The sequence below is a fragment of the Campylobacter sp. RM19072 genome (genome assembly GCF_024723485.1).
Lineage (GTDB): Bacteria > Campylobacterota > Campylobacteria > Campylobacterales > Campylobacteraceae > Campylobacter > Campylobacter porcelli.
In genome coordinates, this window is the sequence record NZ_JANQCU010000001.1 from 57043 (window position 1) to 73926 (window position 16884).

Sequence of the window (16884 nt, forward strand, 5' to 3'; positions counted from 1 at the left end):
TTATCTAAAAAATATCTTTTTTAGATATAGTCCATTTGGTGGGGCTGGTATTTTGGTAAGTGGCTTTTGAGATTTATAAAGCTTATCAAATTTGGCCAGTTCCATATCGCTATTTGCGGCTTTTAAGGCGTTTGCTACCATTAGTCTGATTTGTGCTCTTAAAAATCCGTTGGCTTTGAATTTGATAATGGTTAAATTTGGATTAAGGCTACGCCTTTTTAGACTTAGTGGGGTTTTGTAAATTTGATACGCATAGGCTTTATAAATCTCTCTAATTGTGGATTTTTCGCCACTTCCGACCTTATAAAATGGCTTAAAATCTTGTATGCCAATGAAGTAAGATAGCGCTAGATTTAGCCTTTGTAAATTTAAATTTGGATAAAAATATACAAAATCGCTTAAAAATGGCGACTTTTTGCCGTGGTAGATGATATATCTATACTCCCTAGCCACTGCACTAAATCTAGGGTGAAAATCCTCATCTACAATATATATATCCTTAAGCGATATATATGGACTAAGATGGCGATTAATCTGCTCTTTTAATCTATCTAAATCCCAAAAATCCCCACAATGAACGGTTGAAATTTGATTTGATGAGTGCACACCCTTATCAGTCCTTGAACCAGATAGTATAGGCTCGTAAATTCCTACATGATTTAATGCCTCATTGAACGCATCTTCTACAGCTTGCATATTTGACTGGGTTTGTAAGCCGCTGAATTTAGAGCCATTATAGCTATATTTTAGAGCGATTTTCATTAGTATTTTTTTATAACTTTATGTTTAAAAGTAGCTATACTAGCTAAAATCGTAGTTGTAAATATAAGTGGAATTGCGTAAAATGGATATTGCGACATTAGCAAAATTGCGGTAAAATACGCCGCTAAAACAGCAAAAATACCTATATAAATAATCCCCTTTTCATACCTATATGTCACTATACCAAAGCTTAGGGCAAATAGCACACTAGCTAGTGGAAATAGGGCTATTAGAGTATAAATTGTCAGTTTTTTGGCTACTTTTGGGTCGCTATTTACTTGCTGCCAATATTTAATTATACTAAAATTATCTCCATATTTATCTTGTATATTTGAGCGGATTGTGAGCGTATCATACTTTGATACATTCCATTTATTACTTTTAATATCATAGATATAGCCATCTTTTAAGATTAAATTTAGCCTAGCATCTTCATTTGTGATATCTCCGCTACTTGCTGTTATAAATCTCTCATCATCTATACTATTATTATAAAGAACGATATTTTCATATCTTGATAGATTTTCATCGATATTTTGTCTATCTATAAATATCATCCAAGAGCCAAATCTTTGTCCAAATTCGCTTGGTTTGATATTTAAGCTTAGTTTAGTTTTTTTATAAGATACAAAGCTACTATATAAATTTAGTGCCGTAGGCATAGCGACAAGGGCTATAAATAGCAAAATTATCGAGACTATGGTTGAGATTTTTAGGAAAAATTTAGCTATATCCTTTGGGCTATATCCTAAGGTGAATATCACGATACTTTCATTCTCTCTTGATAGTCTAAAAAAGCTCATAGCCAAAGAGACAAAAAACCCAATAGGCACGGTAAATAGCAAAATTTCTGGAAGCATAAATAGATATAGATTGATAAGTTCTAAAAAATTAATATCAATATAGCTGGTAATTCTAGCAATTTGAATAAAAAATACAATCGAAACTATCAAAAATAGCGTCGCAAAAAGCGAAGCAAATGTAGATAAAAAGCTACTAAAAAGATATCTATTTACTCTATTCATATTAATCCTAAATTTATATTATTAAATTTACTTATTAAAACAATAATAAAACCCACAAATAGTGCTGGGATAAAGGCTATTTGGCTACTTTTTTTAATTAAGTGAATTATAAGCTGGATTATAGCACCTATAAATAAAGCTATAAATCCCAATTTAAGCCCCAAAATAGCAACCATAGACCCAATAAATATGCTATCAGCATCGCCCATTGGCTCTATGGCATTTTTACGCAGTAGCATTAGTGTGCTTTTTAAGATTATCATAAAACCAATGATAATAAGCGAGTTTAAAGCATTATCAATATCGCTTATAAAAGCGTAAATTATAGCTAAAAAATATCCGCTCATTAGCAGCGAGTTTGGCACAGCCTTTAGCCTAAAATCAATCACGCTAAGAGCGTAAAAAATGGTAAATATTATCACTAAAATTACAGCTAAAATTAAATTTGGCTGAATAAAATATGCCAAAATAGCTAAAATCCCAATTAAAAGCTCAGATATAGGGTAGATGGCTGGTATTTGGAATTTACAGCTTTTACACTCTCTTTTTAGGGCTAGATATGAGATTAATGGAATGAGCTTGTAGAAATTTAAATTTTTATGGCATTTAGGGCAGCGACTACGAGTAAAGATAATATCTTGTGAATTTGGTAAGCGTTCTATCAAAACCATAGCAAATGAGCCAAGACATAGACCAAAAATAAAAAATATAAATAGCATTAAATTGCCCCAAATTTACGATGCGTAGATCTAAATTTGGCGATGATTTTATCAAGCTCTTGACTAGTAAAATCTGGCCAAAGAGTTGGTGTAAAGGCTAACTCAGCGTAGCTTGATTGCCATAATAAAAAGTTGCTAAGTCTTTGCTCTCCGCCTGTTCTAATCATCAGATCCACATCTCCAAAACCAGCGCTATCAAGGTGATTTGATATGCTTTGTTCGTTGATCTTAATCCCACTAGCAAGAGCTAAATTTACAGCTCTTACAATCTCATTTTGACTTCCATAGTTTATAGCTAGGATTAAATTTAATCTATCATTATCTTTGGTTTTGTTTTTAAGATTAGTTATAGCATCTTTTAGCTCATTGCTAAATGGGCTTAAATCCCCAATAGTGTGAAATCTAATGCTATTTTCTAAAAACAAATTCTCCTTAAGCTTAATAAATTTTAAAAGCAAATTTAGTAAAAAATCAACCTCGCTTTTTGGCCGTTTCCAGTTTTCTGTGCTAAAGGCATAAAGCGTGAGATTTTTAATCCCATTTTTAGCACAGTAAATAGCTATATTTTCTACTACATCGGCACCTTTTTTGTGTCCATCAGTTCTTACTAGAGTGCGACTTTTTGCCCATCTGCCATTGCCATCCATAATGATAGCTAGGTGATTTAGGGTATTCATATGGTTGCCTTTATAGTTGCTTTTTGCCATAGCGGAGCTACAGCTTTAATCTCAAATTCGCACTTTAATTCACTAGCTAGGGCTTTGCCAAGGCTTGGGTATTGTGAGCTAATTAGGTTAAATTTCCCATCTTTTATAGAGATGATTAATGGTGCAAATATCGAAAATAGAAGGTAAATTTTAGGATTTTTATTAAGCTGAATTTGAAGTAGAGCAGAGCGATTATCATAGTAAAATGGTATATGAAGTATATTTTCATTTAACGCCATAATCATATCTGCATATATGCTAAATTCATCCTTTGATACTGGATTTGCCATTTTATTTTTAATGTGCGAGATGAGCCATGAGAGATTTTGAGAGTTTGCTACCATCTCTATCAGATTTGCTCCACCATCTAAAACTGGCTCTATAATGCTCCTTTTAGTTAGGGAATTTATACTTATCACTCCGCCGCTTTGAGAACCGATATTTGCGTAATATTCACTACCAACTTCTAGATCTGTATAGCTTGTAGTGCTTATGGTTTTAGTGCCAAATTTGATATTATAGCGATTAAATCTAGTTTGCTCTAAAATTTTGATTATCACAGGCAAACTCGAATTTATCATTGTTGGGATATTATTTGCAATCTTTGCTGATTGAATTTGATTTACCCTATTTATCATAGATTTTTCACCAATTTTGTAATTTGCGATGCGATTATCTCTTTTGGGGCTAAATCGGTTTGCGTGATTGAGTCTTTGGTTATAAAGCTTATTTGCGTCTTAATAGAGCCGAATTTAATCTCATCATTTAAGATATTTAAGCACACAGCATCAAGATTTTTATCTATTAGCATATTTTTAGCGTTATTTAGAGCATTTTGTGCGTCCATCTCCATTTTAAAGCCGATTTTTTTACACTTTAGATTTAAATTTTTCAATATATCAATATTTAGTTTTAGCTCGATTTTATCGCCCATTTGATCTTTTTTAATCTTTCCATCTTTGGGATTAAGACAGATAAAATCACTAACTGCCGCACACATTACTAAAATATCATTTTGGGTAACTTTTTGAGAATTTAACGCATTTAAAAGTTCATTTGAGCTTTTAAATTTAATAGTCTCATACGGGGTATCAAAATCAACCGAGCTTATAAATACTACATCTGCACCAGCGTAATAGAAGCTATCAGCTAAGGCCTTTGCCATTTTGCCACTTGAGTGATTAGTAATTGCTCTTGCGTCATCAATCTTCTCTATTGTTGGACCTCCTGTGATTATCACCTTTTTGCCTTGATAGAATTTATCTTGATTTAATACCCTTTTAGCAGTTTCTACAATGATCCAAGGCTCATTTAATCCGCCTTTTCCATAATCCAAACAAGCTAAAGTCTTAGCAATTGGCTCAACTATTATATAGCCACCATCTTTTAAAAGCTCTAAATTTCTAGTTGTCGCTGGATTTTGTAGCATATTATGATTAGCCGCTGGAGCGATTATTTTGGGGCAAGATGCGGCTAATATGGTTTGTAAAAATATATTATCAGCAATCCCAAGTGCGATTTTATTAATGCTATTAGCGGTGGCTGGTGCGATGATGATTAGATCATTTTTGCTAAAGCTTATGTGATCCAGTCCACCCACCCAGCTCTCATTAAGTGAGCTTAAAACACCATTACTAAGGGCTTCAAAGCCTATTGGGGTAGTAAATTTAAGCGCTCCATCACTTAGCAAAACACGCACATTTGCTCCATTTTTTTTAAGCAGACTTAAAATTTCATAAGCCTTATAAAAGCTGATACTACCACAAACGGCTAATAGGATATCTCTATTTTTCATCTTTTATACCAAAAAATTTATAGAAAAATCCGCTTTTATTACTCTGTTTGGCTCTAGCAATTATCAAATCACCTTTTTGGCTATCTTTTGTTACGCTAGAACCAGCTGCTATTATCGTATCATCGGCGATATTTAGCGGTGCTATAAGCTGGGTATCGCTACCGATAAATACATTTTTGCCTATTATAGTTTTATTCTTGTTTTTGCCATCGTAATTACAAGTTATGGTGCCACACCCTACATTTGTGCCTTCATTAATCTGACAATCTCCTAAATAGCTTAAATGCCCTGCCTTGACCCCATCTAAATTTGCATTTTTAAGCTCTACAAAGTTACCAATATGAGTGGATTTTATATAGCTTTTTGGTCTTAAATGTGCCATTGGACCAATGTCGCTATCTATTATTGTACTATACTCTACTACTGAGCCGCTTTTGATAATTGAGTTTTTAATAAGGCAATCTCCCTTAATCACACATCCACTCTCTATCTCACACTCACCTTCAAATTTGGCTCTACTATCTATAAATACACTATCAGGTAGCCTAATGATAATCCCATTTTTCATCAAATTTGATTTAATCTCATTTTGCATTAAAATTTCAGCCTTGCTTAAGGCTAGTTTATCATTTATCCCCATGAAATTTTGCTCATTAACCAAGACAGAACCAACGCTTTTACCATCTTTTATAGCTATTTCTATAGCGTCAGTTAGGTAGTATTCATTGCTTGCGTTTTGGTTGTTTATTTGTGGTAGAATTGATTTTAATAGATCTGTATTAAAGCAGTAAGCCCCAGCGTTACATAAATTTATATCTTTTTGGGCTGGAGTAGCGTCTTTTTGCTCTACAATCTTTACTACTTGATTGCCATCTTTTATTACTCTACCATAGCCAAATGGATCTTTGGACTCAAATGTGGCTATGGTTATATCGCTATTTGCTTGAGCTATTGATCTTAGCTCTTCTACTTTTACTAGCGGCATATCAGCGCAAATTATTAATGTTTTATCAAATTTTGGCTTTGCTGCCATAACAGCCCCAGCCGTGCCAGGATAACTCTTAATATCTTGTCTTGCGATATTGATACTGCTAAATTCGCTATTTATAGCTTGGCTAACTTCATCAAATTGATACCCTAAAACCACAGATATATCATCAGAGATTTGAAGTGATTTTTCTATTATATGGCTAATCATAGATCTGCCGCTTAGAGTGTGGAGAACTTTGGATTTTGGCGATTTCATTCTTGTGCCATTACCAGCTGCTAATATGATGATTGATATATTTTTCATACTCTTTTCTTTGGGGTTAAATTTGGCAATATTGTATCTAAAATATGGTTAAAATTGATTAAATTTGATTTATGGACTTAACAATAAATTTACATAAATTATTTACAATTTTGCTAAAAATAATCAAGGTAGAAGATGAAAATATCCAAGAAAATTTTAATTATTTCTAGTGTTATCATAGCTAGTGGAGCTATTTTGTGGTGGGGCTTAAGAGATGAAGCACCAAAAGATGAGTATATAACAACGATGGTAAAGCGAGGTGATATAATTCAAAGCGTAGATGCTGTGGGTGAGGTTTTTTCTCGTAATTTAGTTGATGTAGGTGCTCAAGTAAGCGGTCAGATAAAAGAGCTATATGTAAAGGTAGGAGATAGGGTAAAAGCTGGAGATAAAATAGCTCAAATAGATAGCATAAAACAGCAAAACACGCTAGATCAGCAACTAGCGGCTTTAGAGATTTTAGAAGCTAAATTAAATTCGGCTAAAATTTCAGTTGATATTGCATTAAAGCAGTATAAAAGGGAGGAAAATCTAGCTAAACAAAATGCCACAAGCCAACAAAGCTTAGAAAACGCTAAAGATACTTATAGCTTAAAATTGGCTAGTTTAAAGGAGATTGAAGCTCAGATTAAGCAAACTGGAATTGAGATTGATACTGCTAGGACAAATTTAGGTTATACTGATATTAGAGCGCCTTTTGATGGGGTTGTGGTATCTGTGCCTGTGGAGGTAGGTCAGACTATTAATGCTAATCAAACGACTCCAACTTTAGTTAATATTGCTGATTTAACTAAAATGGAGATAAGATTACAAGTAAGTGAGGGCGATGTGCCAAATATAAAGGTAGGAAATAGGGTAGAATACTCGATTCTTTCAAATAATTTTAAAAAATATAGTGCGGAAATTAGCTCAATTGACCCAGGTCTTACTACGCTAAGTGATGGCAAATACTCAACTACTAGCTCAACTACTAGCTCAACATCAAGCTCGGCAGTATATTATTACGCTAAGGTAAATGTAGATAATAGCGATGAGATTTTGCGTATTGGAATGACAACAGAAAATAGAATAATAATCGCTGAAAATAAAGATGTTTTGTATCTTCCTACAATGGCGATAAAATCAGGCAAAGATGGGAAATTTGTCTATATCAAAAATGGCGATAAGATAGAGCAAAAACCTATAAAAACTGGTATAACAAATGGGATAAATACTCAGATATTAAATGGATTAAATGAGGGCGATGAGGTTATATATTTCCATCTAAATTCATCTAATATTAAAAATATGATGAATAACCAAAGAAAACCAATGATGAGATTGTGATGATTAGATTAAGTAATATTCGCAAATCTTTTAAGATTGGCAATACTCAAACTGAGGTATTAAAAGGGATAGATTTAGAGATTAAAAAGGGTGAATTCGTAGCTATTATAGGGCAATCTGGTAGCGGTAAAAGCACACTTATGAATATCTTAGGTTGCCTTGATACCGCAACTAGCGGAAGCTATGAGCTTGATGGCAAAGATATAAGTAAATTTAATAAAGATGAGCTATCTTATCTTAGGTTAAAGAAATTTGGCTTTATCTTTCAGCGTTATAATCTACTTAGCTCTAATGATACTAAAAGCAATGTAGCCTTGCCTGGAATTTATGCTGGTATGCAAAAAAATGATAGATTAAATAGAGCCAAAGAGCTATTAGCAAAGCTAGGCTTAGAGAGCAAAATAGATACTATGCCAAACTACCTAAGTGGCGGTCAGCAGCAACGAGTAAGCATAGCTAGAGCGCTTATGAATGGTGGGGAAATTTTGCTTTGTGATGAGCCTACTGGAGCGCTTGATAGTGCTAGTGGATTGATGGTAATGCAAATTTTAAAAGACCTTCATAAAGATGGGCACACCATCATAATAGTAACGCATGATAAGGATATAGCTAACTGGGCAAATCGCATTATAGAGATTAAAGATGGTAATATAATAAAAGATGAGATAAAAAGCGATGAGATCTATGAAAATAGATCTAAAAATATATCTATAGAGTCAAATTTCCAAGCCTTTAAAGATCGGTTGATAGAGAGCTTTATAATGAGCGTATCAGCTATTAAAGCTCATAAGCTTAGATCGTTTTTGACTATGCTTGGCATTATAATTGGTATCGCATCAGTAATTTGCGTGGTGGCCTTAGCCAAAGGGAGTGAGCAGAAAATTCTAGCTAGTATAAATAGCATGGGGACAAATACTATTACTATGAATTTAGGCAAAAATTTTGGTGATAGAAATGCTAAGAAGCTTAAGGATTTTAGCATAGAAAGCTATAAAATGCTTGAGGGGTTAAGCTTTGTAGATTATGCTACGCCTAGGATTAATAGCTCTGGACTTTTGACATATGGCAGTAAAAATATAGACGCTAGCCTAAGAAGTGGTAGTGAGAATTTGCTTAGCGTATCTGGTGTTAGTATTATAAGTGGTAGGGATTTTGAGCTTGATGATTTGATATTTTCTCGCTCAAATATTATTATTGATAATTTAGCTCAAAAGGAGCTATTTGATGGGGTTGATCCTATTGGCAAGACAATTATATTTAATAAACAGCCATTTACTATAATAGGGGTAGGATATAAAGATCCAGGCTCATTTGGTGCGGATAATATCACAGTGTATCTGCCATATACAACAGTAGCCAATAAGCTTACTGGTCAGCAAAATATCCGCTCTATAGTTGTTAAAATCAATGAAAAGGTAAATACTCAAGTAGCTGAAAGTGGCTTAATAGAAGCTATGAGTTCTATTAGGGGAGAGAAAGATTTTTTTACCATAAATTCAGATACCATTAGGCAAACCGTCCAAAGCACGGTAAATACAATGGGGCTTTTGATCTCTGGGGTGGCATTTATATCTCTAATGGTTGGTGGTATTGGTGTGATGAATATTATGCTTGTGAGTGTTTTTGAGCGGACTAAGGAGATTGGAATTCGTATGGCTATAGGGGCAAAAAGTAGAGATATATTGCTACAATTTTTAATCGAAGCAATACTACTATGCGCTATTGGTGGTGTGATTGGAGTAGCAGTGGCGTATTTAGTAGGTGCCATTGTAAATAGCATAAGCACTGAATTTAGTATGATATTTAGCGTTGCTTCAATTATTATAGCTATTGTGGTTTCTAGCCTTATAGGGATAATTTTTGGCTATATTCCAGCTCAAAATGCCTCTAAGCTAAATCCAATTGATGCGTTATTAAGGGATTGATATGAGATATGTGATTGCTATTTTTATCGCTTTTATAATTAGCGGATGTGCTAGTAAAAAGCTAGATTATGAGATAAAAGAAGTTGAGTTTTATACTCCGAGTTGGTATAAGGACTTTAATCAAACTACATTAAATGAGCTTATTGATTTGGCTATGAAAAATAGCGAAGATCTTAGCAAGGCGGCTTTAAATTTAGAGATAGCTATGCTAAATGCAAATGTAGCAAGCGATGGATATATCCCATCATTTGGTGGAGAGATTAGGGCAAACTCTAGTAGGGATATTAGTAGGAGTGATGGGTTTAGTAGTGGGTTTAACTCTAAATTTAATATTAGCTATGAGCTTGATATATTCGGTAAAATTTATGATAAATATAAATCTAAAGAGTGGCTATGGGTTGCTAGTAGATCAACGCTAGAGAATTTAAGGCTAACTATCATAAATCAAGTAGCAAATATATATTTTAATATCTTATATCTTAATGACTCTTTGCGTAGTTTAAACCAAAATTTAGATAATGCAAAGATGCTTGATGAGCTTGTGAGAATTAAGTATGAAAATGGTAAAGAGGAGTTTTTATCCATTAAGCAAAGCTCACAAAATATATTAAGAATCCAAAATCAAATTCAATCAACCCAAAGATCTTTAGAGCTAAATTATGAGAGCTTGAAAAATCTTACAAGAAGTGATATGAGATTTGATGAGCTTAGCTTAAGCGAAGTTGGATTTGTAGGGATTGGAGGGTTTGATATAGGTGAGCTATCAAATCGCCCAGATATAAGTGAAGCAATTGCGAATCTAAACTCAAGCTTTTATCAATATAGACTAAGTCAAAAGGATCTTTTGCCTACATTTTCGCTTGGGGCGAGCTTGAGTGATGGGGATAGTAAATTTAAAAATAGCTTTGATTTTAATCAATTTGGTGGGGTTTTAAGCTTTAGTTTGCCATTTTTAGACTATTATAAGCTAAAAAAATATATTAAAATTAGTGAGCTTGAGTTTAATAAGCTTAGATTAAGCTACGAACAGACGCTAAAAAATGCTATAAATGAGGTGATAAAGTATATAAATTTCTATCAAACTGATAGTAAAACATATGAGAATTTAATAGTGATGAGAAACGATCAAGCTAAGATTGTAGAAATTTATAAGAGCAAATATGATGAAGGGAGTGCGGAGCTAAAAGATCTACTTGAGGCTCAAGATAGTTTGATCTCAACTCAAATTTCACTAATTAATCAAAAATTTGAGCTTTTAAATGATGAGCTTAGCTACTATAAAGCTATTGCAAAGTAGATGAATCTCTTTGCTAATTTTAGGCAATTTAGTCTATTTGTAGCTATTTGTATGGTGATTTTTGCTCTAAATTTCTATTTGGAGTTTAGAAATTATGAGAAATTCAGATCTTCGCCATATAGTTTTATCAAAGCTAGTTTGCTATTTAGTGATAAAAGGCAGGGTAAAAGTGGGGATTATTATATACTTCAGTTTAAAAGTGATAAATTTATATTCTACACTAGATCAAAAGATTTACCAAAATGTAGTAGCTGTGAAGTAGGAGTGATAACTAAAAATCTTAAATTTAAAGATTATATAACCTCTAGATTTTTCTTACCTAGCTTTAAGATTAGTGATTTTGATGAGCCAAAGAGCCTTACTAATAGATTAAAAGAGAGTATCATAAACCAGCACACAAGCACTAAAATTCAAGAACTATATAGTGCGTTATATTTAGCAACGCCGATGAGTAAGGAGCTACGCCAAAATGTAACTAACTGGGGGATTGCGCATATTATTGCAATTAGCGGATTTCATCTTAGTGTTATATTTATTTTTATATTTTTTATATCAAATTTTACGATCAAACCGCTACAAGATCGCTACTTTCCATATATAAATTTGAGATTTTATATCAGCTTAATTTTGTTTATTTTAATGGGATTTTATCTATATATTTTGGATTTTACGCCTAGTTTTTTACGCTCATATATTATGGGGGTGGTTGGGTTTTTGCTGCTTAGTCGTGGATTAAAGGTATTTAGCTTTGGAAATTTGATTTTATCTATTTTAATCGGGCTTGCTTTTAGCGTTGAGCTACTTTTTTCTATAGGTTTTTATTTCTCATGTTTTGGGGTTTATTTTATATTTTTATATATTTATCATTTTGGAAATAAAGAAGATTTAAGTAGCTATAAGCGTATTTTTATTCATACTTTGGCTTTAGAGATATTTGTGTTTTTAGCGATGAATATTCCTGTTTATTACTTTTTTCCAACTGTGAGTTGGTATCAGCTTAGCGTTATTCCTTTGGCATATGTTTTTATAATATTCTATCCGCTTAGCCTATTTTTACATCTTATTGGGTGTGGTGGGATTTTTGATGAGTGGGTTTTAAAATTTATAGAGTTTGCACCATCGCAGGGTAGGGCAAATGTGGATTTATGGCAGTTCATCGCATATAATATCCTTGCTTTACTAGCGATATATAAAAAGCAGATAATGATATTGTTAGCACTACTTGGGCTATTTGTCTATATTTTTGCCTTGATTTGATTTATTAAGGCTAAAGATAAAGTTATTTACCCCATTTTGGTGATTATATAGTAGTTTTAATTTATGAGCTTCTAAGATATTATATACTATATATAATCCCAAGCCAAAGCTCTTTTTGGCGTTTGAGCCTTGTGTGAATGGCTCTATATAATATTTCAAATCATTCTCTAAAGCAGCACCTTTAGATGAGAATATTATCTCATTATTTGAAATTATAATTTTAAGAGATTTATCATCAGAGTATTTTAAGGCATTATCAATCATATTCTTACACGCAATGGCTAAAAGCTTAAAATCAGCTTTTATAGTAGTATCATCTATGGCTTCTACCTTGACATTTGAGCTATCAGCCATAGCGATATCTATAGCCTCATCTATGACATCTCGCACCTTACACGGCTTTAACTCCCCAACAAGCCTAGAAGTAGCTCTCTCTACAGCAGCAAATTCATTTATCAAACTCTCAAGTCGCTCAAAGACATCGATTAATCGCTCTTGATTTTTATTTTTCTCTATCATCTCAGCAGTAATCCTGCCTTTTGTGATTGGAGTTTTTAGCTCGTGCATGATATTACGAAGGAATAGTTGGCGACTTTTATTTAAATTTTTAATCTGGCTTACAGCTTCATAAAACGCACTTGCAACCTGGCTAATCTCATCATTTCCAGTGGCGACATTTTTAATCTCTAAGTCGCCTTGAGCAAATTTATCAATTTCACGCTTTAGCTTACCAAGTGGCATAATCTTTCTTATAATGAATATATATGTAAGCAGTATAATCCCCGCTACAAAAGCAAAGATAATCTGTATTATTATATATCTATAAGATTGATAGGCTGTATCAATAAGTAGTAGAGTTTCATCATCTTTGGTGATTTTAAGATAGTTTTTCTTTTGATGAAACAATATAGCACTCACGCCTAGCTCAGTAGAGATCTCCTCTAATGTAGCGGCCTCTTTTATGATTTTCTCTTTTTTATCCTCATTAATTACTGGTGGCATATATAAATTTGATAGTTGCTCTTTATACTCATCTTGAGTGATTATCTCATTTAGATAGAGTAAGGTTGCCCTAGCTACGATGGAGTATTTAGTGTTTAGCTCTCTTGCATAGTTGGCTTTATCATACTCTATAAGCCATAAAAAGGCTATACCAATAGCTCCAATTCCAAGTGTAAAAATCAAAGTAATAGTATAAAAAATAGATGAAAATCGCATTTAAGCACTCTTTAAATTTACTGCTCTAGCTTATAGCCTACACCTCTAATTGCGTGTATATATTTTGGCTCTTTGGGGTTTTCTCCAATCTTAGTTCTAATGCGTCCGATTATAACATCAATACTTTTATTTGTGCTATCTTCATTTATTGAGTTGCAGTTATAAATCAGCTCTTCTCTGCTGATAGCACCTCCTTCTTTTTTGATTAAATATCTTAGTATATCATACTCAGCTACTGTGAGTTGAAGTGGCTCACCTTTTAGTGTGATAATATGGCGAAAATCATCACAAACTAAATCTTTTTGAGTTGGAGAGATCTCTTGCATTGTTATATTTTGGCGGCGTAAATGGCTCTTAATTCGTGCTAGAAGCTCTTGAGGATTGTATGGCTTTGGCAAGTAGTCATCAGCACCAAATTCAAAAGCATTAATCTTATCATTTATATCATGTCTAGCGCTTGAGATGATTATAGGGATTGTATGTTTGGTGCGTATCTCTTTACACACCTCTAACCCATCAATGCCAGGAAGGGTAAGATCTAAAATAACTAGATCAAATTTACTGGTATTAAGAGTAGATAGCCCAAGATATGGATCATCGCATATTTTCACACTCATATCAAACTGCTCTAAATACTCACTTAAAATCTCAGCAAGCTCAAAATCATCTTCAATCATTAGAATTTTTATCATATATTTGCCTTTTAAATTTGGGCTGATTATAGCCAAAAATAGCTATTATTTCAATACTAACCCCATTAAAATTCCACCCCTATTTATCCATATTATCGGCTTTCTATTTGAGGCTTTAGAGGTTTGTAGCTCTTTGCTAAATTCATTTATGTTGTTTATGATTTTTTCATTTACTTGAATGATTATATCTCCACTTTCAAAGCCGGTATTAGCAGCATTTGAGCCCTCTTTAACATCTGTGATTAATACCCCTTTTATATCTTGAGGGATTTTATATTTATATCTTATATCTTCACTTAAATTTTGCACACTTAGCCCATCAATGCTAAAATTCTTAGCTATAGTTTCTACTTCATCGCTAGTAGTTAGCTGAAGTTTTGTAGAGTAAATTTTACCAGCTCTTTCATACTCTAAGCTGATTTTGGTATTTGGAGGGTAGGCTCCAATTATATTTTTTAGATCATTTGCACTTTTAATTTGCTTATTATCTACTTTTATAATCAAATCCCCCCTTTGTAATCCAGCCTTGTTAGCTGGGTAGCCTTTTTCTACATTGGTGATTAATGCACCCTCTTTATTTTTATATATCTCTTTTTGATCTGTGGTTAAATTTGCTATCATTACGCCAATGTAACCACGAGTTATCTTCCCATCGCTAATTAATTTTTGAGCTATGGTTTTTACCATATTTGATGGTATGGCAAAGCCTATGCCATTATTGCCACCACTTCTGCTTAAAATAGCTGAGTTTATCCCCACTAAAGCCCCACGACTATCTATCAATGCTCCACCGCTATTGCCTGGATTTATACTAGCGTCTGTTTGGATAAAATCCTCATATTGATTTAGCCCGATATTATCTTTATTTAATCCACTAATTATACCGCTTGTAATGCTGCCGCCCACACCAAATGGATTTCCAATGGCAAATACCACATCGCCTTCAAGCAATTTTGAGCTATCTGCGAAGTATGCTGGGGTTAAATTTTTCGCTTCGATTTTGATAATTGCTAGGTCAGTTTTTGGGTCTGAGCCTACTACTTTTGCTTTATACTCCTTTGAGTTATCAAGCATTGATACTATGATCTCATCGCTATCTTCTATCACATGGTAGTTAGTTACTATATATCCATTGCTAGTGATGATAACTCCAGAGCCTAAAGATGAGCTTTTTTGACTTCTATGCTCTGGTATATTAAAGCCAAATCCAAAAAATTCTTTAAAAAATGGATCATTCATTAAACTATTTAAGTTATTTTTTGTTTTTATTGTTTTGCTTGTAGATATATTTACAACTGCTTGTTTGGCTTTTTGAATTGAGCTATTGTATGATAAAATTGAGTTTTGATCTAAGGCTGGATTGATACGAGTAAAATTTGAGTTTGCATCGCGAAATTCCACATCTGCACCAAAAATAGCCGTAGCTGCTAATAGGGATATTAGTGATATTTTTGTCATAATTATTCCTTAAGTTAAAAAATTACTTAATTATATTATTTACTAATAAATACATATTTAATATTTATATAAGTTAATTTAAATAAGTTGATTGACACTAACTCAACTTTTATGATATAATTTCTATAAAAAAATATAAGTGGAGATATATAATGAGTAATAGTTTATATGAAACCTTAGGCATCTCAAAGGGTGCTAGCAGCGATGAGATCAAAAAAGCTTATAGAAAATTAGCTAGACAATACCATCCTGATATTAATAAAGAGCCAGGTGCTGAGGAGAAATTTAAAGAGATTAACGCAGCTTATGAAATCTTAAGCGATGAGACCAAGCGTCAGCAGTATGATCAATATGGCGATAGTATGTTTGGCGGACAGAGCTTCCATGATTTTAGTAGGGCAAATTTTGGTAGTAACGCAGATATTAATGATATTTTAAATCAAATTTTTGGCAATTTTGGCAGATCTAGTGGCTCTAGAAGAGGTTTTGGTGGATTTAGCTCATCTGGATTTGAGAGTTTTGATGGATTTGGCGGTGGATTTGGGCAAAATTTAGATATTCAAGCTAAGATAAATATCCCATTTGAGTTAGCTGTAAATGGCGGAGATTATGAATTTAGCATAAATGGCGAAAAAATTAAAATTAAAATTCCAGCAGGTTTAAAAAGTGGAGAAAAGCTACGAGCTAGAAATAAAGGCAAAAGTGCTGGCTCACATAGGGGCGATCTTATCATAACTGTAAATATAGAAGATGATAAAGAGTATAAAAGAGATGGAGATGATCTATATAAAAATTTAGATATTAGCTTAAAAACGGCTCTTTTTGGTGGTAAGATTGAAGTTAAGACATTTAAAAAAGATGTATCTATCAAAATTCCAGCTAATACTAAAAATGGTCAAAAAATTAGATTAAAAGGATATGGGGTTAAAAATAGAAAGAGCGAGATTTATGGCGATATGTATTTAGTTATCAATGTGGTTTTACCGGATGTAGATCAGCTAGATGCGCAGTTAAAAGATCTACTTCAAACAAAATTATAAAGAGGCAATATGAGAAATTATGAAGAACCAGTTTATCTAATTAGCGTAGTGGCAAAGGTGTTAAATATCCATCCACAAACTCTAAGACAATATGAAAGAGAGGGTTTAGTAGAGCCTAGTAGGACTGAAGGCAAGATGAGATTATATAGCGAAAAAGATCTTGATAAGATTAAGATGATTTTGCGTTTAACAAGAGATTTGGGGGTAAATTTAGCAGGTGTTGATGTGATTTTAAGGCTTAAGCAAAGACTTGAGGAGTATGAGGCGATTATAGATGAATTAAGATCAAATATAAAAACACAAAATAAAGGTTCGCTAGTAAAAAGAGTCAGTAGCTTTGATATGATATTTGTAGATGATAAAAAGTAG

At 33.0% G+C, this 16884-nt stretch carries 16 protein-coding genes; 6 read left to right on the top strand and 10 right to left on the bottom strand.

Annotation, left to right across the window (positions count from 1 at the left end; all coding sequences use genetic code 11):
* The 7 genes from truA to glmU are packed head-to-tail and all read right to left on the bottom strand — an operon-like array spanning position 1 to position 6302.
* Entirely contained in the window at positions 1-762 is a 762-nt protein-coding gene (gene truA / locus CSUIS19072_RS00310) for a tRNA pseudouridine(38-40) synthase TruA (RefSeq protein ID WP_086292754.1), read from the bottom strand.
* Positions 762-1787 carry an LptF/LptG family permease gene (locus CSUIS19072_RS00315; protein WP_086292752.1) on the bottom strand — a complete coding sequence of 342 codons (1026 nt, stop codon included), beginning with the start codon at positions 1785-1787 and terminating at the stop codon, positions 762-764. Before CSUIS19072_RS00315 ends, truA begins: the two co-directional genes overlap by 1 nt.
* A complete protein-coding gene (locus tag CSUIS19072_RS00320; RefSeq protein ID WP_086292750.1) occupies positions 1784-2506 on the bottom strand; it encodes a prepilin peptidase in 723 nt (240 codons plus the stop codon). The genes CSUIS19072_RS00315 and CSUIS19072_RS00320 overlap by 4 nt, the downstream gene beginning before the upstream one ends.
* Positions 2506-3183 carry a polyprenyl diphosphate synthase gene (gene uppS / locus CSUIS19072_RS00325; protein WP_086236581.1) on the bottom strand — a complete coding sequence of 226 codons (678 nt, stop codon included), beginning with the start codon at positions 3181-3183 and terminating at the stop codon, positions 2506-2508. Before uppS ends, CSUIS19072_RS00320 begins: the two co-directional genes overlap by 1 nt.
* Positions 3180-3851, bottom strand: coding sequence for a hypothetical protein (locus CSUIS19072_RS00330; protein ID WP_086292748.1), 672 nt, complete (start codon positions 3849-3851; stop codon positions 3180-3182). The genes uppS and CSUIS19072_RS00330 overlap by 4 nt, the downstream gene beginning before the upstream one ends.
* Complete coding sequence (gene coaBC / locus CSUIS19072_RS00335) at positions 3848-5008, bottom strand: bifunctional phosphopantothenoylcysteine decarboxylase/phosphopantothenate--cysteine ligase CoaBC (protein ID WP_086292747.1); 1161 nt, start codon at positions 5006-5008, stop codon at positions 3848-3850. Before coaBC ends, CSUIS19072_RS00330 begins: the two co-directional genes overlap by 4 nt.
* A complete protein-coding gene (gene glmU / locus CSUIS19072_RS00340; RefSeq protein ID WP_086292744.1) occupies positions 4998-6302 on the bottom strand; it encodes a bifunctional UDP-N-acetylglucosamine diphosphorylase/glucosamine-1-phosphate N-acetyltransferase GlmU in 1305 nt (434 codons plus the stop codon). The genes coaBC and glmU overlap by 11 nt, the downstream gene beginning before the upstream one ends.
* A gap of 135 nt (positions 6303-6437) precedes the next feature.
* Between glmU and CSUIS19072_RS00345 the strand changes: the two genes are divergently transcribed.
* The 4 genes from CSUIS19072_RS00345 to CSUIS19072_RS00360 are packed head-to-tail and all read left to right on the top strand — an operon-like array spanning position 6438 to position 12107.
* Complete coding sequence (locus CSUIS19072_RS00345) at positions 6438-7628, top strand: efflux RND transporter periplasmic adaptor subunit (protein WP_086292743.1); 1191 nt, start codon at positions 6438-6440, stop codon at positions 7626-7628.
* Positions 7628-9553, top strand: coding sequence for a MacB family efflux pump subunit (locus CSUIS19072_RS00350; RefSeq protein WP_086292741.1), 1926 nt, complete (start codon positions 7628-7630; stop codon positions 9551-9553). The genes CSUIS19072_RS00345 and CSUIS19072_RS00350 overlap by 1 nt, the downstream gene beginning before the upstream one ends.
* Before the next feature lies 1 nt (position 9554).
* Complete coding sequence (locus CSUIS19072_RS00355) at positions 9555-10850, top strand: TolC family protein (protein ID WP_086236587.1); 1296 nt, start codon at positions 9555-9557, stop codon at positions 10848-10850.
* The gene (locus CSUIS19072_RS00360; protein ID WP_086236588.1) at positions 10851-12107 is read left to right on the top strand and encodes a ComEC/Rec2 family competence protein; all 1257 of its coding nucleotides are present in this window, start codon (positions 10851-10853) and stop codon (positions 12105-12107) included.
* On the opposite strand, the gene CSUIS19072_RS00365 is transcribed toward CSUIS19072_RS00360, so the two are convergent.
* From CSUIS19072_RS00365 to CSUIS19072_RS00375, 3 genes are read right to left on the bottom strand one after another with little or no spacing between them, the layout of a single operon-like run.
* Positions 12078-13325 carry an ArsS family sensor histidine kinase gene (locus tag CSUIS19072_RS00365; RefSeq protein WP_086236589.1) on the bottom strand — a complete coding sequence of 416 codons (1248 nt, stop codon included), beginning with the start codon at positions 13323-13325 and terminating at the stop codon, positions 12078-12080. The two genes, CSUIS19072_RS00360 and CSUIS19072_RS00365, sit on opposite strands and share 30 nt — an antisense overlap.
* Positions 13326-13342: 17 nt before the next feature.
* Positions 13343-14017 carry a response regulator transcription factor gene (locus tag CSUIS19072_RS00370; protein ID WP_086236590.1) on the bottom strand — a complete coding sequence of 225 codons (675 nt, stop codon included), beginning with the start codon at positions 14015-14017 and terminating at the stop codon, positions 13343-13345.
* A 45-nt stretch (positions 14018-14062) separates the two neighbouring features.
* Complete coding sequence (locus tag CSUIS19072_RS00375) at positions 14063-15475, bottom strand: Do family serine endopeptidase (RefSeq protein ID WP_086292739.1); 1413 nt, start codon at positions 15473-15475, stop codon at positions 14063-14065.
* 152 nt (positions 15476-15627) lie between these two features.
* Between CSUIS19072_RS00375 and CSUIS19072_RS00380 the strand changes: the two genes are divergently transcribed.
* Positions 15628-16515: a DnaJ C-terminal domain-containing protein gene (locus CSUIS19072_RS00380; protein WP_086236592.1), complete on the top strand. Its 888-nt coding sequence runs from the start codon at positions 15628-15630 to the stop codon at positions 16513-16515.
* 9 nt (positions 16516-16524) lie between these two features.
* Positions 16525-16884 (top strand): heat shock protein transcriptional repressor HspR, encoded by a 360-nt coding sequence (locus CSUIS19072_RS00385; RefSeq protein WP_086236593.1) that lies wholly within the window; start codon positions 16525-16527, stop codon positions 16882-16884.